This is a genomic window from Deinococcus sp. YIM 77859, from assembly GCF_000745175.1.
Taxonomy (GTDB): Bacteria; Deinococcota; Deinococci; order Deinococcales; family Deinococcaceae; genus Deinococcus.
Genome location: NZ_JQNI01000002.1, coordinates 2,062,746 through 2,082,955 on the forward strand (window position 1 = coordinate 2,062,746; position 20,210 = coordinate 2,082,955).

20 protein-coding genes are annotated in these 20,210 nt (G+C 68.2%); 11 read left to right on the forward strand and 9 right to left on the reverse strand.

Annotated features, from left to right (window positions below; translation table 11 throughout):
• Positions 1-86: 86 nt before the first annotated feature.
• Both EI73_RS10210 and EI73_RS10215 read right to left on the reverse strand, forming a co-directional pair.
• Positions 87-581: a DUF4385 domain-containing protein gene (locus tag EI73_RS10210; RefSeq protein ID WP_034386453.1), complete on the reverse strand. Its 495-nt coding sequence runs from the start codon at positions 579-581 to the stop codon at positions 87-89.
• Between the two features lie 73 nt (positions 582-654).
• Positions 655-1,347 carry a DNA starvation/stationary phase protection protein gene (locus EI73_RS10215; RefSeq protein WP_034386455.1) on the reverse strand — a complete coding sequence of 231 codons (693 nt, stop codon included), beginning with the start codon at positions 1,345-1,347 and terminating at the stop codon, positions 655-657.
• 113 nt (positions 1,348-1,460) lie between these two features.
• Here EI73_RS10215 and EI73_RS10220 point away from each other — a divergent pair, with 113 nt between their 5' ends.
• Complete coding sequence (locus EI73_RS10220) at positions 1,461-1,784, forward strand: hypothetical protein (protein ID WP_034386458.1); 324 nt, start codon at positions 1,461-1,463, stop codon at positions 1,782-1,784.
• A gap of 62 nt (positions 1,785-1,846) precedes the next feature.
• Entirely contained in the window at positions 1,847-2,305 is a 459-nt protein-coding gene (locus tag EI73_RS15645; protein WP_156103510.1) for a DUF6328 family protein, read from the forward strand.
• A 6-nt stretch (positions 2,306-2,311) separates the two neighbouring features.
• Here EI73_RS15645 and EI73_RS10230 read toward each other — a convergent pair whose 3' ends face one another.
• The 3 genes from EI73_RS10230 to EI73_RS10240 are packed head-to-tail and all read right to left on the reverse strand — an operon-like array spanning position 2,312 to position 5,378.
• On the reverse strand, positions 2,312-3,214 hold the full coding sequence (locus EI73_RS10230) for an MBL fold metallo-hydrolase (RefSeq protein ID WP_034386461.1): 903 nt from the start codon (positions 3,212-3,214) through the stop codon (positions 2,312-2,314).
• A gap of 29 nt (positions 3,215-3,243) precedes the next feature.
• Positions 3,244-3,876 carry a response regulator transcription factor gene (locus EI73_RS10235; protein WP_034386464.1) on the reverse strand — a complete coding sequence of 211 codons (633 nt, stop codon included), beginning with the start codon at positions 3,874-3,876 and terminating at the stop codon, positions 3,244-3,246.
• On the reverse strand, positions 3,873-5,378 hold the full coding sequence (locus EI73_RS10240; RefSeq protein ID WP_081909002.1) for an ATP-binding protein: 1,506 nt from the start codon (positions 5,376-5,378) through the stop codon (positions 3,873-3,875). Before EI73_RS10240 ends, EI73_RS10235 begins: the two co-directional genes overlap by 4 nt.
• Before the next feature lie 86 nt (positions 5,379-5,464).
• Here EI73_RS10240 and EI73_RS10245 point away from each other — a divergent pair, with 86 nt between their 5' ends.
• The 9 genes from EI73_RS10245 (at position 5,465) to EI73_RS10285 (ending at position 15,559) form a co-directional block, all read left to right on the forward strand.
• Entirely contained in the window at positions 5,465-7,657 is a 2,193-nt protein-coding gene (locus tag EI73_RS10245; protein ID WP_034386466.1) for a hypothetical protein, read from the forward strand.
• Between the two features lie 16 nt (positions 7,658-7,673).
• Positions 7,674-8,891, forward strand: a complete 1,218-nt coding sequence (locus EI73_RS10250) for an MFS transporter (protein ID WP_034386469.1) — start codon at positions 7,674-7,676, stop codon at positions 8,889-8,891.
• A 9-nt stretch (positions 8,892-8,900) separates the two neighbouring features.
• On the forward strand, positions 8,901-9,293 hold the full coding sequence (locus EI73_RS10255) for a hypothetical protein (RefSeq protein ID WP_034386473.1): 393 nt from the start codon (positions 8,901-8,903) through the stop codon (positions 9,291-9,293).
• A 92-nt stretch (positions 9,294-9,385) separates the two neighbouring features.
• Complete coding sequence (locus tag EI73_RS10260) at positions 9,386-10,654, forward strand: O-acetylhomoserine aminocarboxypropyltransferase/cysteine synthase family protein (protein WP_034386476.1); 1,269 nt, start codon at positions 9,386-9,388, stop codon at positions 10,652-10,654.
• Positions 10,655-10,879: 225 nt separating this feature from the next.
• The gene (locus EI73_RS10265; protein WP_034386478.1) at positions 10,880-12,169 is read left to right on the forward strand and encodes a hypothetical protein; all 1,290 of its coding nucleotides are present in this window, start codon (positions 10,880-10,882) and stop codon (positions 12,167-12,169) included.
• Between the two features lie 206 nt (positions 12,170-12,375).
• The gene (locus EI73_RS10270) at positions 12,376-13,158 is read left to right on the forward strand and encodes an SDR family NAD(P)-dependent oxidoreductase (RefSeq protein WP_034386481.1); all 783 of its coding nucleotides are present in this window, start codon (positions 12,376-12,378) and stop codon (positions 13,156-13,158) included.
• A gap of 23 nt (positions 13,159-13,181) precedes the next feature.
• Entirely contained in the window at positions 13,182-14,555 is a 1,374-nt protein-coding gene (locus EI73_RS10275) for a trehalose-6-phosphate synthase (RefSeq protein WP_051935483.1), read from the forward strand.
• Positions 14,552-15,271, forward strand: coding sequence for a trehalose-phosphatase (otsB, locus tag EI73_RS10280; protein WP_051935484.1), 720 nt, complete (start codon positions 14,552-14,554; stop codon positions 15,269-15,271). The genes EI73_RS10275 and otsB overlap by 4 nt, the downstream gene beginning before the upstream one ends.
• Positions 15,272-15,316: 45 nt before the next feature.
• Positions 15,317-15,559 (forward strand): hypothetical protein, encoded by a 243-nt coding sequence (locus EI73_RS10285; RefSeq protein ID WP_034386484.1) that lies wholly within the window; start codon positions 15,317-15,319, stop codon positions 15,557-15,559.
• A 25-nt stretch (positions 15,560-15,584) separates the two neighbouring features.
• Here EI73_RS10285 and purF read toward each other — a convergent pair whose 3' ends face one another.
• Genes purF through purS form a run of 4 tightly spaced genes read right to left on the reverse strand, consistent with a single transcriptional unit; the run spans position 15,585 to position 20,156 of the window.
• Positions 15,585-17,003, reverse strand: coding sequence for an amidophosphoribosyltransferase (gene purF / locus EI73_RS10290; protein ID WP_034386486.1), 1,419 nt, complete (start codon positions 17,001-17,003; stop codon positions 15,585-15,587).
• Positions 17,000-19,240 (reverse strand): phosphoribosylformylglycinamidine synthase subunit PurL, encoded by a 2,241-nt coding sequence (purL, locus tag EI73_RS10295; protein ID WP_034388086.1) that lies wholly within the window; start codon positions 19,238-19,240, stop codon positions 17,000-17,002. The genes purF and purL overlap by 4 nt, the downstream gene beginning before the upstream one ends.
• Positions 19,237-19,905 (reverse strand): phosphoribosylformylglycinamidine synthase subunit PurQ, encoded by a 669-nt coding sequence (gene purQ, locus EI73_RS10300; protein ID WP_034386488.1) that lies wholly within the window; start codon positions 19,903-19,905, stop codon positions 19,237-19,239. The genes purL and purQ overlap by 4 nt, the downstream gene beginning before the upstream one ends.
• Positions 19,902-20,156, reverse strand: a complete 255-nt coding sequence (gene purS / locus EI73_RS10305; RefSeq protein WP_034386490.1) for a phosphoribosylformylglycinamidine synthase subunit PurS — start codon at positions 20,154-20,156, stop codon at positions 19,902-19,904. Before purS ends, purQ begins: the two co-directional genes overlap by 4 nt.
• Between the last annotated feature and the right edge of the window lie 54 nt (positions 20,157-20,210).

Sequence of the window (20,210 nt, forward strand, 5' to 3'; positions counted from 1 at the left end):
TCCTTCATCTTGCCTGCCCGCAGGTCTCCCCCCGGTCTCCATAAAGATCAGCTCGCCTTCGGGTGAGGACCGGTTTGCAGCGCGCGCTACCCGTAGCGCGCCCGGTGTTCCCGTTTCAGGCGGGCGTAGGTCTCGTTGGCCTCGGCCTGATCCCACTTCGCCTTGAAGAGGCGGGCCGCTTCGGCCTTCGCTGGGTCTTCTGGCGACCGGGGCAGTTCGGGGCGTCCGTGTGCGCCGCTTTGGCCCCTGCGGTCCGCGGGGACCGGTCCGGCGTACTTGCGGCCCCCCTTGTGGTTGGCATACCGCCGCGCCCGGGTAAAGCCCATCTGCAAGAACTTCCGCGCCATATCGGCCCCCACGAAATCCCCGGCTTCCAGGTACTCCAAGAACATCCGGTAGATCGTTTCGCTGCTCACCCGCGCCAGCTCCGGTGTGGCAAAGCGCCAGTGCGGCAACAGCTCGGCCTTGTAGGGCTGAACCAGCAAGACGCCCTGTTCTCCTACGCCCACCCGGTACAGCTCGGGGTGGGCCCGTAGGTCGAGGTGGGCGTAGTCGAGGGAGTAGTCAAACTTGCGGGACATGCTGGGGCGCTACGGCGAGCAGCGAAAAGGCACGCAAGTGCCCCAGCGCCGCCCGCCCTTCTGGGTTCATCCTTCAGTTCATGCGGTCGTCGTCCAGCATGGCCTGGAGCATCCAGCGGATCTTGTCGATGCGGGCCGCGTAGCCGTTAAACATGTCGGCCGTCGCCGGATCGTTGGCCTCGTCGGCGGTTTGCGAGTCGTCGCGGTAACCTTTGCCGATGCGGGTGAGGTCGGCCACAAGGTCCTCGACCTGGGTGCGGGCGTCGCGGACGGTCTCGGTGGGCACGCGGATCATGCTGAAGCGTTCGATGTCTCCGGGAGCGGCGATGGGGCTGCCGCCCAGCGCGACAAGGCGCTCGGCCTGCTCGTCGATCCCCGGAAAGATCTCCTCGATGAACTCGTCGTAGGCGAGGTGCAGGTCGCGGAAGAAGCGGCCCCGGATATCCCAGTGGTACTTCTTGAACTTGAGATACAGGCTGATGGTGGTGGCGAGGTTGCGCTGCAGGGCCTCGCTCACCGTGCGGAATTCCTCCTCGGTGAGGTACCCGTGGTCCACCAGCTGGTTATTGACCGTGTTCAGGTGCGCCGCGTCGGCCTTGGCTTCGCCCTCGGCAGGAACGCCGGGCGCGCCCTGAGCCGAGGTGTCCTGCGCCCGCCCCCGCTCCGGGGCGGCCTGGTCCTGCATGGCTTGGTCCTGCTCCACCGGCGTGCTCGTGCCCCGCTTGCGCGTTCCGCCTGTCTTGCTCGCCTTGCTCGTTCTGGTCATGCGTTCACCCTACGCCGCCCACCCGGGCACGCCCATAACGGGTTTCTTCACGCTTGTCCTTCCCTTCAGAAATTCTTTTCGCCGCCGCAAAAGCCCTCTGGCTAGCATGAGACATGACGACTCCTCCCGACGAGGCCGCGCGTTTGGTCGCCCAGGCCTTGCCCCTCCAGGTCAGTCCACCCGTCCCCGGCCAGCCGCACCCGGTGTGGCATGTCCCCGATGAGCAGGACCCACGGCGGCTCCACGCCGTGCAGGCCCTGGCGGTGGCCGTACAGCGCTCTCCGGAGACCTTTCGGGCGCATCTCGCCGCCTACCAGCGGCAGTATGAGAATAAGTACCCGCAACAGCCGGTCCAGCTCACCTGGAGTGAAGGGACGCCTGACCCGGCGGCCCTGGCGCTTGCTGAGCTGGTGCTGGAGACCCAACCCGGACGCTGAGCCTGGGCAGGGGGACGGCGTAGAGGACTATGCGCTCCTCCCTCGGCTATGCTGACCGTTACATGGCTGGTACGCCGGAGACGGACACCCTGTCTGCCCTGCTCGACGAGCTGCGCATCCTGCTTCAGGGCGCGCAGGTGCTCACCAGTTTTCTGATCATCCTGCCGTTTAACGCCAGTTTCCGCGACCTGCTGGCCTCCGAGCGGTGGGTGTACGCGGCGACCTTTCTCTGCTCGCTCATCAGTCTGGTGCTGCTCAGCGCCCCGGCCCTGCACCACTACCTGCGCCGCCCCATGCGGCATCCCGAACAGTTCAAGGCCACGGCGACCCGGCTGGTTCGCGGCGGCGCGGTGTTGATGTCACTCACCCTGGTGCTGGCTACCCGCCTGGTCGCGGCGCAGGTGCTGCCGGGCGCATTCGCCTGGATCGCACCGGGCGCCATCGCCCTGCTGCTGCTGGGCGTGTGGTGGGCGCTCCCCCTCCTGCACGAACGCCGCGAGTATGGGGGGCCCAAGTCCTGAGTTTCCTCAGACGGGCTGGAACAGCAGGCGATTTCCCTCCAGGGCCAGGGTGACGGCGCCCTCCTCCAACAGTTCGGTAAGGTGGGCGCTCACCACCGCACGGTTGAGCACGGCGGCCCCAGCGTGGGCCATCTCCACGCCCAGGGCGCCGCATACCCGGGCGAGCACCTCGTCCACCGGAGCTGCACCTGCCCGCACGGCGTCCAGGACCGCCCGCGTCGTGCGGGTGTAGGCAGCGAGGTTGGCGGCCACCAGCCCGCGGAGGTCCCCCGTAGGCGCGCCGTGGCCGGGAAGCACCACCCGCACGCCCTCCAGCGTGCCCAGCCGTGTCGCGGCCTCCTTCTGTGCGCGCGAGTCGGCGCAGAAGGTGAGGGGATGCTTGCCCAGCGCGTCCGGCCCAAAGAGGGCGTCGGCGGCGTACAGCACGTCTCCCACACGCACGGCGTACATCTGGACGGCGTGGCCGGAGACGTCAAGCAGTTCGACCTCTACCCCGCCCAGGCGCTGCGGGCCGGACTGGGGAAGGGGCCGGGCCGGGCTGGCGGGCGCGAGCAGGAATTTGGTCTGGAGTTCGCGGGGCGGACGCGCGCCGAACAGCATCAGGGGTTCCAGGATGGGGTGGTGGATGACGGCGGCCTCCAGTGGCGGCGCGTAGACCTCCAGCTCGGGAAAGCGCCGGAGGAGAAAGGCGTTCCCGCCGTGGTGGTCCGCGTGGCTGTGGGTATTGAGGATGGCGGTTGGCCGCAGCCCTGCCGCCGTCAGCGCCCGCAGCAGCTTGCGTGCGTGACTGTCGTCCAGGCCGGTGTCCACCACGAGTGCCCCGCCCCGGCCATCTTCGAGCAGGAGGCTGTTGACGGCGGCGGGCAGCGCGTGGATGCCGGGCGCGAGGGTCAGGAGTTCGGGGGTCATGGCGAACAGGGTAGGGGTTTGCGCCGCGATCAGAGCAGGCCCTGGCGCAGCGCCTTGACGGCGGCCTGGGTGCGGTCGGAGGCTTGCAGCTTGATCAGAAGCTCCTGCACGTGAAGCTTGACGCTGCTGACACTGATCTGGAGGTGCTCGGCGATGTCACGGTTGCTCAGGCCCTCGGCGATCAGGCGCAACACCTCCAGCTCACGCGGCAGAAGATTCACCGGAGGCCCCGGCGCGCGCACGGCGCCCAGAACGTGATGGGCAATCTGGGGATCGAGGTAGGCGCTGCCGGTCGCAGCGGCCCGAATAGCCAGCAGGAGCAGATTGGGGCGGGCACGTTTGAGGCAGTAGGCGTCTGCGCCGGAAGCCAGGGCAGCGAGAACTTCGGCCCGCAGGTCGTGGGCGGTGAGCATCACCACGCGCGTGCTGGGCCAGCCACGCTTGATCTCTCCTGCGGTTTGAATGCCGTCCATGCCCGGCAGGCCGATATCGAGTACGGCGACGTCGACGGGGGTACGGGGGAGGATTTCCAGCGCCTCCTCGCCGCTGCGCGCCTCGGCCACCACGCGCAGGTCCGGCTCAAAGTTCACCGCGACCCGCAGGGCATCACGGGTAAAGGCGTGGTCTTCCACCAGCAGGACCCGAATGACGGCAGCACTCATCCGGCGCGTCCCCCTGCCAGCAACAGGGAAAAGACAGTTTTGGCCCGAGCGGTGCGCTGGTAGTGCACGCTGCCTCCATGCGCTTCTGCGATGCGGCGAACCAGGTAGAGGCCCAGGCCGCTGCCGCCCCCTGCTCCTCCCCCGCGGAACCGCTGAAACAGGGTGGCTTCACGGCTGGGGGGGACTCCGGGGCCCTCGTCGGTGACGCGCAAGCGGGCGTCATCCAGATCCAACCCCAGCTCGACGGTGACGGTCCCGCCCGGCGGGCTGAACTTGATGGCGTTGTCCAGCAGGTTCTGAACCGCGCGGCGCAGGTCGTGGCGCGAGCCTTCGACCCGCACGCTGTGCAGGTGGAGCTCGAAGGTCACGTCACGGGCCTGGGCCCGGGGCCGCAACTGCTCCACGACCCCCAGCACCACGTCGCGCATGTTCACCTCCTGCGGTTCCTCGGCGGCCTCTCCCCCTTCATAGCGGGCGACGGTGAGGAGCTGATCAGCCAGGGACAGCAGGGCGTCGTTGGCATCGAGGCCATGTTGCAGGGCGCGGCGGTACTCCTCGGGCAAAGGGCCGTAGGCACCCCGCAGGGCCTGGTCGATGTGCAGGGCGTTTGCCAGGAGCGGCGTGCGCAGGTCGTGTGAAAAGGCGTAGATCAGGTCGCGCACCACTTCACCCTGTTCAGCCAGTTGCGCCCGCTGCGCCGCGAGGCTGTCGAGGAGGGCGGTGCGCTCCAGCAGCGGCTGAAGGGCCGCTATCGCCTCGGCGAGTGCTTCGGGGCTCACCTGCGGGCGCTGTACCCGAACCCACAGGTCACCGTCTTGCCGTGCCAGCGTCGCGAGGAGGTGTTCGCCGTCCGCAGCTCGCCAGACGGTGCCCGCATCGGGGGGACGCACCAGCAGGTCCAGGGGAAGATGGGTATTGAGGTGGTGGGGTGCCTCCGGCGGAAATGTGGCGTGGGGTGCTCGCAAAAAGCCCCGCCTCACGCAGCCGATCTCCACCGCCTGCGCCCCGCTCAAGACGCACAGGCCCTGGGCAGCGCGGGCCACGAACTCCGCCTCGCCATAGGGCCCGCTGACGGTTTGCACCAGGGTGCGCAGGGCGCGCTCCTGCTCGCTGCGGCGCTGTTCGGCGGCCAGCCACGCGGCGCGCTGTGAGGCGGTACGGGCGCGCAGGGTCAGCCCACCGACCAGGAGGGTGGCCAGCACGCTGATGCCGCGGTTCAGCAGGTCCGTGGTGGGCGGCTCCCCGGCTTGGAAATGGAGCGCGCCCGCCACCACATTGGCGAGCACCGCAAACGCGAGCAGGCCCAGGGTGAAGCGGCGCGAGCCGCCCAGCGCCGCTAGGGCCACCGGCGCGGTGAGCAGCGTGCCCACCACCAGGGTGGGGGGCGTGAGCAGGTCCGCCAGCGTGATCAGGGCCGCGAGCAGCACCGCCAAGGTCGGCACGGTCTGCACCTGCTCGCGCCGCCCCGCTGTCGCGGGAGGAAACGCGGGGACAGCCTTCATAACCGTCTAGCTTAGCGGCTGCGTGCCCCCGTTGCTTTGGCCACCTGGCCAGTGACGCCGGGGAGGCACTTTCTTAGCTTGGGTGTATGTCCGACACGTCGCCGCCCAGTGCCCTGATGCGCTGGTTTCTGGAAACCGAGCCTCCTGAACGCGAGGGCTTCTACGAGGCAGAGCAGGCCGCGCAGGCCCAGCACCACAAGCATCCCTGGTGGCAGGTGATGTGCCTCACCGGCGTGGACTACTTTTCCAGTCTGGGGTACGCGCCGGGCATCGCCTTTCTGGCGGCGGGCGCTCTCTCCCCGGTGGCGACACTGGTGCTGGTGGCCGTGATGCTGTTTGGTGCCCTGCCGATGTACCGCCGGGTCGCCCACGAAAGCCCGCACGGTGACGGCTCGGTCAGCATGCTCGAGCGGCTGCTGACCTACTGGCCCAGCAAGCTGCTCGTGCTCAGTCTGCTCGGGTTTATTGCCACCGGATTTATCGTGACGATCACCCTCTCGGCAGCAGACGCGGCGGCCCACCTCATCGAAAATCCTCTTCTCAAAACAGCTCTGGCGGGCACCCAGGTTCCCGTGACGCTCGCCCTGATCGCCCTGCTGGGCGCCGTGTTTCTCAAGGGCTTTCAAGAGGCGATCGGCATCGCCGTGGCGCTGGTGGCGCTGTACGTGGGCCTCAACGTCATTCTGGTGGGACGCGGCCTGCTGGAGCTTTTGACCCATCCGCACCTGGTGAGCGACTGGTGGACCGGGCTGCGGCAGACCTACGTTTCGCCGCTCGCCCTGATCGGCGCGGCTGCGCTGGTCTTTCCGCGTTTGGCCCTGGGCATGAGCGGCTTTGAAACCGGCGTGCTGGTGATGCCCCTTGTTCGGGGCCGACCAGACGACACACCGGCCAAACCGCTGGGCCGCATTCACAACACCCAGAAGCTGCTGACCGCCGCTGCCCTGATCTCTGGAACCCTGCTGCTCACCTCGTCTCTGGCGAGTACCCTCCTGACGCCCGCCGCCGCCTTTTGGCCCGCGATCACCTACACGCATCCGGTGAATGCTTCTGACCTCGCGGCGGGCCGAGCAACCGTCAATGTGCCGCTGGACGACGCGCAGACGCCGCGCGTGCTGTATACCCTGCCTCTGCCCGCGAGCGCTGCGGCAGGTGAACCGGCGTCCTTTACGGTTCGGGCACAGACGGTGGGCGGTCCGGTGCCCCTGACGGTCGCGGTCACGCCGGGCTCTCCGGTAGCGACCGTGACGGTCAGCAAGCCCGCTGGAGAGGCCAACAGCCGCGCGCTGGCCTACCTTGCGCACCGTTACCTGGGTGAGGGCTTTGGGACCCTGTATGACGTCGCGACCATCCTGATCCTGTGGTTTGCGGGCGCTTCGGCCATGACGGGGCTCCTCAACGTCGTGCCACGTTACCTGCCGCGCTACGGTATGGCCCCGGAATGGACCCGTGCCACCCGGCCCCTGGTGCTGCTCTTTACGGCCATCTGCTTTCTGGTGACCCTGGCGTTTCGCGCCAACGTGGACGCCCAGGGTGGGGCCTACGCGACCGGCGTGTTGGCCATGATGACGTCAGCAGCTTTTGCTGTGTTTCTGACGGAATGGAAAAGGTGGCGGCGCGGCCCCACCCTCTTTTTTGGGGGCGTCAGCGCCCTCTTTACCTATGCGCTCGGCGTCACGGTGCTCGGGCAACCGCAGGGCCTGGCCATCGCCCTGCTGTTTATCGTCGCCATCCTGGTCACGAGCGTGGCCTCGCGTGTGAGCCGCGCGACCGAACTGCGCGTTCAGCAGGTCACCTTCGACGCGGAAGCGGCCCGGTTCGTCCAGGAGGCGAGCCGGCGCGGCTTGCCGCTGCGCTTGATTGCCAACCGCCTCAATGCCGGGAACACCCGCGAGTACCGCCTCAAGGAGCTGGAGGTGCGGCTAGACACCCACCTGCCCAAGGGTGAGCCGCCCCTCTTTCTGGAGGTAGCGGTGACCGATCCCAGCAATTTCAGCGACACGGTGACTGTCACGGGCGTTCGGGTGGGCCGTCACACGGTGCTGCGGGCCCGGGGGAACAGCGTCCCCAACACCATCGCCGCCGTGCTGCTGCACGTGCGTGACCTAACCGGCGTGCCGCCACACATCTATTTCGAGTGGAGCGAGAAAGGCCCGGCGGCCAACGCCCTGCGCTTCCTGCTGGCCGGAGAAGGGGACATCCCGCCCCTCACCCACGAGGTCCTGCGCCGCGCCGAACCCGAAGCGTATCGCCGCCCGGTGGTGCACGTGGGCGGGTAGGCGTACACTCGCCCGCGTGACGGTGCCCGCGGCCTCGGTTCCCTTTCGCCTCTCGGCAGCCCAACTCGGGCTGATCACCGCGAATTTTCTGATGTGGGGTGGATTTTTTGCGGTGATTCCGCTGGTGACCGTGCATTTCGTGGACGGGCTGGGCTGGGCCGCGAGCAGCGTGGGGCTGGTGTTGGGGGTGCGGCAGCTCACCCAGCAGGGCCTGACCGTGTTCGGCGGGGCCTGGGCCGACAGCCTGGGCCCCAAGCCGCTCATCCTCGGCGGGTGCCTCATTCGCACGTTGGGCTTTGGGTGGATGGGCTTTGCCGACACGCTGCCCGTCCTGCTGGCCGCGTCGGTGCTGGCCGGGCTGGGCGGCGGCCTGTTCGACGCGCCCAAGAGTGCAGCCATCGCCGCCGTCACGGCGTCCGAGCACCGTGCGCGGATGTTCAGCCTGACGAGCATCTCCGGGAACCTGGGTATGGTGACGGGCCCGCTGATCGGTGCGGCCCTGATCGGTCTGGGCTTTCGCACGGCAGCGCTGGCGGCGGGCAGCGTGTACCTGGTCGCCTGCGCGGTGCTTGCCGCCACACTGCCCCACATCCGCCCCGCCCGAACGGTGGGCAGCGGCCTGGCGGGGCTGAAGACCGCCGCCCTCGACCGCCGCTTTCGCCGCTTTACCCTCGTGCTGGTGGGGTATTTTCTGCTGAGTACACAGCTCAACGTGGCCGTGACCCTCAAGGCCGTCACGCTGGCGGGACCGGGGGCGACGGGTCCGCTGTATGGTCTCTCGGCGGGCCTATCGGTGCTGCTTCAGTACCCGCTTCTCCGCTTCGTGGAGCGCCGGGTCCGAACACGGGCAGCGCTGGTGGCCGCCGTGCTGACGGTCGGCCTCAGCCTGGGTCTGATGGGCTTTGCCGTCACCTTTCCGCAGCTTCTTGCCTGCGTGGCGCTCTACAGCCTGGGGACCATGCTCGTCTACCCCACGCAGCAGACCCTGACGGCCCGGCTCGCCCCGCCCGGCCTAACCGGCAGCTACTTCGGCTTCAGCGCGATCAGCCTGGGCCTGGGTGGCGCGGTCGGCAACCTGCTGGGGGGCGTCCTGATGGATGCGGGCGAGCGGGCAGGCCTGCCGCTGCTGCCCTGGCTCACGCTGATGGGGGTGGGGGTGCTGACGGCCCTGGGGCTGCGCTGGGCCCTGCGGGAGGTGCCGCGACGCGAGGAGGCAGAGGCTGGCCGGGCGTAGACTCAGGCCATGCTCTGGGTGAATGCCTTCATGCTGCTGCTCGTCGCCCTGCTGGTGGGCTGGGTGCCCGTGCTGGGGCCGCTCGCGCTGGGCTTTCTGGCGGGCCGAGCGGAGAGGGGAGCGCGGGCGGTTCTGGTGCTGCTGCCCGCGCTGCTGCTCCAGACGCTCGGCCTGCTGGGGGTGCGCTGGCTGGAGAATGCCGCGGAGGCGCGGGGCCTAGAAGGGGGGATCTGGACGGCGCTCGCCTGGTTGGGCAGCCCCCTACAGGTCGCTTTGGGGCGTCCCCTCGGGAACATGATCGGAGACAGCGACCTGGCGGGCTTCCTGCTGCTCTTTACGCTGCCTGCCCTGCTGGGGCTGGGGCTCGGCGGGCTCACGGGGAGGAGGACGCGGCGGCTGTAAGGCCCCCCAGCGCCCAACAGCAGGGCGAGCCGGGTTCGGGCAGGTCGGACATGTCCGCCACCCCACGCGGTCGCGGCGCGTAGCGTGAGCACATGACAAAGTTCCCCTCGACCGAAGTCGACCCGGCCAACACCCCCTGGAGTTACGAGACGACGGCCGTACAGACCGGCATCCCGCGCGGCCTGGGCGAGACGGTTGGCCTCCCGATTCACCAGGCCGCCGCCTTCCAGTTCAGCACCCTGGAGGAGGCGCAGGACGAGTTTGCGCGCAACCAGGGCCTCAGCTATGCCCGCCTGCAAAATCCGACCGTTCGTGCCCTGGAAGAACGCCTGACCGCGCTGGAGGGCGGCGCGGCGACCGTCGCCCTCTCCAGCGGGCAAGCCGCCACCCTGACCGCGATTCTGAGCGTGTGTCGCGCCGGTGACCACGTCGCGGCGACCGCCAGTCTGTTTGGTGGCAGCGCGGGTTTGCTGAACAACATTCTGCCGCTGATGGGCATCAGCGCGACCCTGACCGAGAACACGCCCGGTGCCATCGCTGCGGCGATGCGGCCCAACACCCGACTGGTCTGGGCGGAAACGATCGGGAACCCGGCCGGGGACGTGCCGGACCTCGCGGCACTCGCGCAGATCGCGCACGAGCGGGGGGCGCTTTTGGGCATCGACAACACCTGGGGCGGTGTGGGCTACCTCTGTCGCCCCCTGGAGTTCGGCGCGGATCTCGTGACCCATTCGCTCACGAAGTGGGCGGGCGGGCACGGCAGCGTGCTGGGCGGCAGCGTGACTGCCGGTTCCCGCCATGACCTCACCCGCAACCCCATCTACACCGAGGGCGGCGAGAACAGCCTGCTTTCCCAGCGCGGGGAGCAGGCCCTCGCTTGGCGGGTGCGTTGGCTGGGCGCCCACCAGATGGGCATGACCCTGAGTCCGCACAGCGCTTTCCTGCTGGCCCAGGGCCTGGAGACGCTCGCCCTGCGCCTCACGCGCGAGAGCGAAACGGCCCTGGCGCTGGCGCAGTGGCTGTCCGGGCACCCGCGCGTGCAGGGCGTGTCCTACCCCGGCCTGCGCAGCAGCCCGCATCACGCGCTCGCCCAAAAGTACCTGCGCGGCGGCTTCGGGGCCGTCCTCACCTTCGAAGTGCCCGACCCCGCCGCGTTCCTGGCCCGCCTCAAGGTCATCCGCATCGCGCCCAACCTGGGAGACACGCGCACCCTGGCCGTCCATCCCTGGACAACCACCCACGGCCGCCTCCCGGAAGCGGCTCGCCGCGCCGCCGGTGTGAGCGCGCAGACCATCCGCATGAGCGTCGGCCTGGAGAGCCTGGAAGACTTGCAGGCCGACCTGGAGGGCGCGCTGGCGTAAGCCACTCAGGAGCATTTTCCGCAGGGCTGTGCTCGATCTCAAGCCCTCTTGTGCGGCCGCGGCGGTCTTGTCCATGAAGTTTTTAACACTCCGCTTCTCTAGGAACTGGTCAAAACTTGAAGGTTTGGAGGAGCATCCTCGAGTAAAACGGAGCTAAATGTTCTTGTGCTGGCTTCCTTCTACATTGGCGGACGGCTTTTCAAATCCCCTCTTGGAGAAGGAAACATGCTGAAGAACAAGATGCTGCTGACCTCTGCCGTCCTGATGCTCACCGCTACCGCTCTTGCTGGAGGAGCGGGTCCCCGCGCCACGCTTCCGGGACCTACCGGTGTCACGCCTATCCGTACTGCGAACAACGCGACGACGGAGAGGGCTCTGACGTTGGAAGACCTGCGCCGCACGAGCTCCACGGCGGCACTCGTCAGCGAGCGGGGGGTGATGTTGGCCACCCTGAGCGGTCCCAGTGTGACCCTGCCCGTCGGCAGCCCTGCGGGGACGCATGTGGTCGTGAAGCGCGGTGACCAGTCCATCCGCTACGCGCTCAGCCAGCCTGTCACGCCGGGAACAAGCGTCCTCCTTCGCCAGATCACCGTGCGCGGTGGGGCGGCAGGGGTGGCTGCCGGTACGGCCTCCGAGAGCGCTGCGGAGGTGCTGCGCGGCGCTCAGGCGGGGGCGGTCGTCCTGCTCGTTGACGAACAGTTGCGCCCGGTGGCCACCTACAGCGCGGGCGCCTTCACGCCGGTCTCGGGAACCACCAACGCCGCCGTGTATCTGATTCGCACCGAAAACGGCCGCACCACCCGTCTCCCCCTGGTGCGTCCCCTGCGGCCTACCGGGCGCCTTCAGGCGGGGGACGTTCGGGTGAACACGGTCGCCTCGCCGGTGCACACCCGCACGAACGCCACCTCCAAGGTGAACGGGAACGACAAGGTCAGCCTCTGTCACCGAACGGGCAGCGAGACCAATCCCTACGTGTCCATCATGGTGAGCCGCAACGCGCTGAACGCTCACGGCGAACACGGCGACGTGAGCGCGAGTGCCGACGGGAGTTGCCCCACGGGACCCGCCACGAGCGCAGGCGGCGGGAACACGAATGGCGGCGGGGTGAACGCCCCTCAGCCCGCTACCGGTAACATGAATGGCGCCGCCAAGGCGGGCGGGCAGGCGGCGGTGAACGGGAACGACAAGGTCAGCCTCTGTCACCGAACGGGCAGCGAGACCAATTCCTACGTGTCCATCACGGTGAGCCGCAACGCGCTGAACGCTCACGGCGAACACGGCGACGTGAACGCGAGTGCCGATGGGAATTGCCCTACGGGTGAAGGCAGCGTACCCGGCAACGCTGCTCCGGTGACTCCGGCGCTGCCCGCGGGCGATGGAAACGGCAAGGGCAATGGCGCGACGCCGGCCCTCCCGGCCACACCGGCTCAGCCGGGAAGCGGACAGGGCAAGGGGAAGAACGGGAACGGCGCCCTGCCCGCGACGCCTGCAGTCCCCACGCCCAAGACCCGCTGAGCTCCTCACCCAGAAAAAGGCCTTTCAGTCCCGACCGTTGTCGCGGTCGGGGTTTTTCTGTCTTCCCGGGGCTGCAAGCGTCAACGGATGCCTAAGGGCGTTATCAGGCCTGAGCGGGTGCAGGAGCGTACTGTCCCCGAGAGACGGCGTCCTTCCCCCTGGGGCAAGACGCGTGGCAGCCGGACTGAGGCAGAAGGAGAAGCAGCATGGGCATGTTGGAAGGCAAGGTGGCATTCATCACGGGGGGCGCGAGCGGCATCGGGGCAGGGACGGCCCGCCGCTTTGCTCAGGAGGGAGCACGAGTGGTTCTTGCCGACGTTCAGTCGGAGGAAGGCGAGCGTGTCCGCAACGAGATCACCGGGCAGGGCGGGCAGGCCCTGTACGTGCACTGCGACGTCAGCGACCCAGAATCGGTGCGGCAGGCTATCGCAGCGGCGGTGCAGGCCTTTGGCGGCCTGGACATCGTGTTTGCCAACGCTGGGATCAACGGCGTATGGGCTCCCATCGACGAGCTGCAACCCGACGAGTGGGACCGAACCCTGGGCATCAACCTCAAGGGCACGTACCTCACCGTGCATTTCGCCGTGCCGCACCTGAAGCGGCGAGGGGGCGGGAGCATCATCATCACCAGCAGCGTGAACGGCACCCGCACCTTCTCGACGCCCGGCGCGACCGCCTACAGCACCTCCAAGGCTGGGCAGGTGGCCTTGATGAAGATGGTGGCGCTGGAACTGGGCCGCCACGGGATTCGCTGCAATGCCGTGTGCCCCGGCGCGATCGAGACGAACATCGAGGAGCGCACCGAGGAGCGCGATACCGAGGAAATCGGCATCGAAGTGGAGTTGCCGGAGGGGAACCCCGCGCTGCACGGGGGCCAGGGCCAGCCGGTCGACGTGGCGGATACCTGCCTCTTTCTCGCCTCTGACCTCGGGCGGCACGTGTCCGGTGTGGAGATCTATGTGGATGGCGGCGCCTCGCTGCTGCGCTGAGCCCCGTTCTGGAAAGGATACCTGTGGGTCTGATCGTCATCTCCAACCGTGAACCGTACGCGCCGAAAAAGGGCGAGGACGGAACGCTCACCTGGACGGCCTCCATCGGGGGGCTGACCGCTGCGCTCGACCCCGCCCTACAACACGCGGGCGGCACCTGGATCGCCTGGGGGGAAGAGCACCCCGACGTGACCGAGGTAGACCTTCCGCAGGGTGATCCCCGCTACCGCCTGAGGCGCATTCGCCTGAGCGAGAGCGAGGTGCGCGAGTTCTACTACGGATTTGCCAACCGTGCCCTGTGGCCCATGAGTCACTACTTCATCGAGCGCGCGAAGTATCTGGCCTCCAACTGGCGCGCCTACGTGGAGGTCAATCGCCGCTTCGCGCGGGCGGCTGTGGAGAGCTACCGAGCAGGCGACCTGATCTGGGTGCATGACTATCAGCTCGCGCTGGTGCCGCGCCTGATTCGTGAGGTGTTGCCCGAAGCCCGAATCGGCTTCTTCTGGCATATTCCCTGGCCCTCCACCGAGGTGTTTCGTACCCTCCCCTGGGATCAGGAGATTCTCGACGGCATCCTCGGAGCAGACCTGATCGGCATGCACACGCCCGAGTACGTCTCCCACTTCCAGTCGGCCTGCCGCCGCGTGCTGCATGCGGAGACCGCAGGAGACACGGTCTCTTGGCGGGGGCAGGTCAGCCGGGTGGTGGACCGCCCCATCGGCATCGAAGTGGATGCATACGAGCAGCTCGCCGCGAGTCTCGAGGTGGAGGAGGCGGCCGACCGTATCCGCCGCACCCTGCAAACCCAGATTCTGCTGGGTGTAGACCGTCTGGACTACACCAAGGGCATCCCGGAGCGACTGGAAGCGTTTGACGCTTTTTTGGACCAACACCCCGAGGCACGGGGACGAGTCACCCTTCTGCAGATCGCGGTGCCCAGCCGTGAACAGGTCGAGTCCTACCGCCAGCTTCGGGCGCGGGTCGAAGGCTTGGTGGGGCGCATCAACGGCAAGCACACCGAAAGCGGCTGGTCGCCCATCCAGTACATCTACCGGGGGGTTCCCCGCGAGGAACTCGTTGCGCACTACCGCGCGGCGGACGTGATGTTGGTTACCCCGCTGCGCGACGGCCTGAACCTGGTGGCCAAGGAATTCACCGCCTGCTCGCGGGATGGGGTGCTGGTTCTTTCGCGCTTTGCTGGGGCTGCCGACGAGCTGCCGGAAGCGGTGCAGGTCAACCCCTACCATCCGAGCGGCCTGGCCGAGGCGCTGACCCGCGCGCTGGCGATGCCCCTCGACGAGAAAAAGGCTCGCCTCACCCGGTTGCGTAGTCGCCTGCGCCAGAGTGACCTGCGGGCATGGGCGGACGGCTTCGTGGCGGAGTTGGCCGGGGCATGAGCGTTCCGCCCGACCTGCTGGCCCTGCGCGAGCGGTCCTTGCTCGTCCTGGCCGACTATGACGGCACCCTGGCCCCCATCGTCCCCCGCCCGGAGGAGGCCTGGCCGCAACCCGGCGCGCGCGAGGCGCTGGAAGCCCTCCTGACGGGGGGTCGGCACCGCGTTGCCATCGTCACTGGGCGCCTGGCCGAGCAGGTCCACGCCTTTCTGGGGCTCCCCGCGCTGCCCGTCGTCGGCCTGCACGGGATGGAATGGCCCGGTGAGGAGATGACGCCCGCTGACCCTGCGGCCCTGCGCGCGCTCGCCGCGCAACTGCCCGCGGTGCCCGGCCTGCGGGCCGAGAACAAGGGCTGGACCCTGGCCGTTCACTCCCGCGAGGTGCCCGAGGACCGGCAGCCCGAGGTGGAGGCTCAGCTGGCCGCCATCACCCTTCCGCCCGGCTGGGAGGCGATTGCCGGGAAGAAGGTCCGTGAGTTCCGCCCCGCCGGTTTTGGCAAGGGCCGCGCGGCCGAGCGTCTGGCACAGCGGCACCCTGGCCTCCTGCCCGTCTTTCTGGGTGACGACGTGACCGATGAGGAAGGCTTTGTGCGCCTGCGGGCCTTGGGCGGCGTAACGGTCAAGGTGGGGGAGGGCGCGACAGCCGCTGAGTACCGAGTGGCGGGCCCAGCGGAGGTGGTGGCGCTGCTGCGGGCCTGGGCGACGCCCAACCTGTCCTAACGAACGGGCAAACCGCCTGGTTGGGGAGAGCCGTATGCTGAAGCCATGCCAGTTCTCTCGCGAGTCGCGCTGCTCCTGGGCGTGGTGATCCTCCTGGTCGCGGCCTTTTTGCTCGCCAAAAACGTGATCGACATCAACCAGCTCCACGCGGTGGCCAACGCCAATCGCTCCCGGGACTTTCCCAGCCCGGTCAACCAGGTGCTCCTGATGACCGGGCTGGCGCTCCTCGGGGGCTTTTTCACGGGCTTGGGCCTGGGCTTGCCCCGGCGCTCCCGCGCGGCAGCCTAAGCGGCCGTTGTCTCGGCAGGCGGGCTTAGACTTCCAGCGCGAGCTTGTCCACGTCGCTCAGCAGCGGCGTTCCCGCCGGGTAGTCCCCGGTGAAGCACGCCGAGCACAGGCCGGGACCGCCGATCGCCTCGCGCAGGCCGCGCTCGCTGATAAAGGCGAGGGTGTCCGCGCCGATCAGCTCGCGGATTTCCTCGACCGTGTGCGTGCTCGCGACGAGCTCCTTGCGGGCAGCGGTGTCGATGCCGTAGAAGCACGGGTGCGTGATGGGCGGGCTAGACACCCGAAAGTGAACTTCGGTGGCGCCCGCCTCGCGCAGCAGGTTCACGATCTGGCGGCTGGTGGTGCCGCGCACGATGGAGTCATCGATCAGCACGACGCGCTTGCCGCGCACGGCACTCGTGGGCGAGAGCTTCATCTTGACCTTGAGCTCGCGCGCCTCCTGGGTGGGGGCGATAAAGGTGCGGCCCGCGTAGGGGTTCTTGTACAGGCCGTAGTCGAACACAATGCCGCTTTCGCGGGCGTAGCCGATGGCTGCGCCGATGCCGGAATCGGGAACCGGCACCACGATGTCAGCGTCCACCGGCTTCTCGCGGGCAAGCTGCATCCCCATCCGAATGCGGCTCTCGTGGATGTCCACGCCGTCCAGCGCGCCGTCACTGCGGGCGAAGTAGATCCACTCGAAGGAGCAGGGGGTGGGGTGTTGCGGTTCCACCATCAGCGAGTGCAGCCCCTCCCGATCGAACCACACGAGTTCGCCGGGCTGCACGTCGCGGAGGAGGCGGGCGCCGACCGCGTACAGGGCGCAGGGCTCGGAGGCCAGCACCCAGGCGCCGTCCTCCCGCTGCCCGATCACCAGGGGCCGGACGCCGTGCGGGTCGCGGAAGCCGAGGAGCTGATGGCGACTCATCAGCACGCAGGCGTAGCCGCCCCGGAGTTTCCTCATCGCGGCAGCCGTGGCCTCGATAAGGTCCAGGTGGGCCTCGCGCGCGATGAGGTTAAGCATCACTTCGCTGTCATTGGTGGTCTGAAAGAGGGCCCCTTCCATCAGCATCGTGTTTCGCACCTCGCGGGCATTCACGAAGTTGCCGTTGTGCGCCAGGCCCAGAATGCCCTTGTTCGTGCGGGTGGTGAGGGGCTGGGCATTGAAGCGCAGGTTGGAGCCGGTGGTGGAGTAGCGCACGTGGCCGATGCTGACGCGGGCGTTCGGGAGGCGCAGGCCGTCGAGCCGCCGCTCATCAAAGACCTGCGTGACCAGGCCCAGATCCTTGTCCACATGGAATTTGTCTCCGTCGGAGACGCACATGCCCGCCGCCTCCTGCCCGCGGTGCTGGAGGGCGAAAAGGCCCAGGTACGTCAGCCACGCCAGGTCGTTGGGCTGCGGCGAGTACAGGCCAAACACCCCGCACTCGTCCTGCGGCTTGTCGGTGGCTGGATCGAAGATCATCCCAGGATCTCCCGCAGCGGCGTTTCAAAGGCGGTCTTCAGGGTCTGGAGGTTCACGCTCAACTGTACGTTCGCCCCCGTTACAGAAATGGTGACCCGGTCACCCCCCACGCCGCTTTCTCCCAGGGCGGTATAGGGAACCTCCAGGCGGTCGAGCAGCTCCTGCGCCGCCTGCTCGTGACCCAGAGGAACCGCCACGATCACTCGGCTGTGGGCTTCGCCAAACAGCAGGGCGTCCGGGCGCACCCCTGCCGGGGCCTGCAGCTCCACCTTGAGCCCCTGTTCGCCCGCAATCGCCATCTCGGCCAGCGCCACGGCGAGGCCGCCTTCCGAGCAGTCGTGCGCGGTAGCGGTCAGCCCGGCGCGGATCAGGGCCAGCGTCCCCGCGATCACGCGCCCTTCCAGCGCTAGGTCAAGGTCGGGCACCTGTCCCGCCTCCAGGCCGTGCACCGTTTCGAGGTACTGCGAGGCTCCGAGGGTGGTCGCGTGCTCGCCCAGCAGGTAGAGGGTGTGCGGTCCTGGCTTGAGGCCCAGGGTAGCCCGCGCGTTCACGTCGGGCAGCACGCCGACCATACCGATCGTGGGCGTGGGGTGAATGGCGACCTTGTGATCACCCTCGGTGTACTGGTTATACAGGCTCACGTTGCCGCCCGTGACCGGCGTATTCAGCGCGCGGCAGGCATCCGCGATGCCCGCCACAGCCTGCTGGAGCTGGTAGTACACCTCGGGGTTGTGCGGGTTTCCGAAGTTGAGGTTGTCGGTGATCGCGAGCGGCGTCGCCCCCACACAGGCGAGGTTGCGCGCGGCTTCCGCGACGGCGGCGGCAGCTCCCTTGTACGGGTCGAGGTACACGAAGCGGGGGTTGCAGTCGCTCGTCGCGGCCACCCCCATGCGGCTCCCTTTCACGCGCAGCACGGCGGCGTCGGCAGCTCCCGGAACCACCACGGTGTTCGTCATCACCTGATGGTCGTAGCGTTCAAAAATCGGGCGTTTGGAGGCAATCGTGGGGTGCGAGAGCAGCTCGACAAGCACTGCGCCCAGGTCGCCGGGAACGGGGACGCCTCTCAGGTCCCGTTCGCGTTTGGCTCGGATCTCTGCCGACTCCACGCCCTCACGGGTGTACTTGGGTGCCTCGTTGAGCAGGGCGACGGGGAGGTCGCAGACCACCTCGCCCCGCCACGTCAGGCGGTAGCGGTCATGGGCCTCCACCTCCCCGATCGTCACCACGTCGAGTTCCCACCGGGCGAGAAGGTCGAGCAGCTCCTGTTCTCGCCCCGGCACCGGCACCAGGATCATGCGTTCCTGCGACTCGGAGAGGCACAGCTCCATGGGCACCATGCCTTCTTCGCGGGTGGGGACCAGATCGAGGTTCATGGTGATGCCGAGATTCGCGCGGTAGGCCATCTCGCAGGTCGAGGACACCAGGCCCGCTGCACCCATGTCCTGCACGCCCGCCACCAGCCCGGCCTGAATCGCCTCCAGGGTGGCCTCCAGCAGCAGCTTTTCCATAAAGGGGTCGCCCACCTGCACGGCGGGGCGGTCCGCCTGGCTGGCGGCGCTGAGGTCCGCCGAGGAGAACACGGCGCCGCCCAGCCCGTCCCGCCCGGTCTTCGAGCCGACGTACACGATCTGGTTGCCTGCCGCGCCCATCGTGCCCTTCGCCAGGTCCTCGTGCCTCAGCAGGCCCAGGGCCATCACGTTGACAAGCGGGTTTTCCTGATAGGAGGGGTGAAAGGTCACCTCGCCGCCCACGGTGGGCACGCCGACCGCGTTGCCGTAGTGGGCGATGCCCTCCACCACGCCATTGAGCAGGAAGCGGGTGCGGGGAGAGTCGGGGTTGCCGAACCTGAGGGAGTCGAGCACGGCAAAGGGCCGCGCGCCCATCGCGAAGATGTCGCGCAGGATGCCGCCCACGCCGGTCGCGGCGCCCTGCACGGGTTCCACCGCCGAGGGGTGGTTATGGCTCTCCATCTTAAAGGCCACAGCCCAGCCCTCCCCGATGTCCACCACGCCCGCGTTCTCGCCGGGGCCTTGCAGCACCTGCGGCCCGGTCGTGGGAAAGGCGCGGAAGAGGGGCCGCGAGTTCTTGTAGCCGCAGTGCTCGGACCACATCGCCCCGATGATGGCGGCTTCCAGCGCGTTGGGTTCGCGTCCTAGCCGCTCGGCAGCGAGATCGAATTCCTCGGTGGTCAGGCCAAAGGTGGCGGCCCGGTTCCGCAGGGAAGAGGTCCCGGTCATGCGGGCCACGCCCCCTTCAGGCTCGCAAAGAGTCCTCTGCCGTCCACGCTGCCCAAAAGTTCTTCTACAGCTCGTTCGGGGTGCGGCATCATGCCCAGCACATTGCCCCTTTCATTCACAATGCCCGCGATGTCGTTGAGTGAACCGTTGGGGTTATCCAGGTAGCGAAAGACCACCCGGCCCTCGGTCTCCAGCCGGGCGACCGTCTCGGGGTCGGCGTAGTAGTTGCCCTCGCCGTGCGCGATGGGAATTTCGATGATCTGCCCGGGCTGGTACGCCGCCGTAAAGGCCGTGTGCGCGTTTTCCACCCGCAGATGCACGGGCGCGCAGCGAAAGTGCAGGTCGCGGTTGCGCGAGAGCGCGCCGGGCAAAAGCCCCGCCTCGGTGAGCACCTGAAAGCCGTTACACACGCCCAAGACGTAGCCGCCCCGCTCGGCATGTTCTTTGACCGCGGCCATGATGGGGCTGCGGGCGGCGATCGCGCCGCTTCGGAGGTGATCCCCGTAGGAAAAGCCCCCCGGCAAGAACACCAGGTCGGTGCCCTGCGGCAGCCCCGCCTCGGTGTGCCACACGAACTGCGCGTCCGGGTCCAGGGTCAGGCGGGCGGCATGCAGGGCGTCCGCGTCGCAGTTGGAGCCGGGAAACTGGATGACGGCGGTTTTCATTGGGCCTCTTCCAACTCCCAGCGGGCGTTTTCCATCACGGGGTTGCTGAGGACCTGTTCAACGAGCTCAGCCAGTTGGCGCTCCACGTCCGCACGCTCGCCCGTCAGCGTGAGTTCGATGTACTTTCCGACCCGCACCCCCGACACATTGGCGTGGTCGAGATGGGACAGGGCCCGCTCGACGGTGCGGCCCTGGGGATCAAGGATGGACGGCTTGAGGGTCACAATGACTTTGGCGTGATAGGTGGGCATGGCAACCTCGGGAATTGGGGAGGGGTGGCGCGGAAAAGCGGGAAAGAGGGAAGG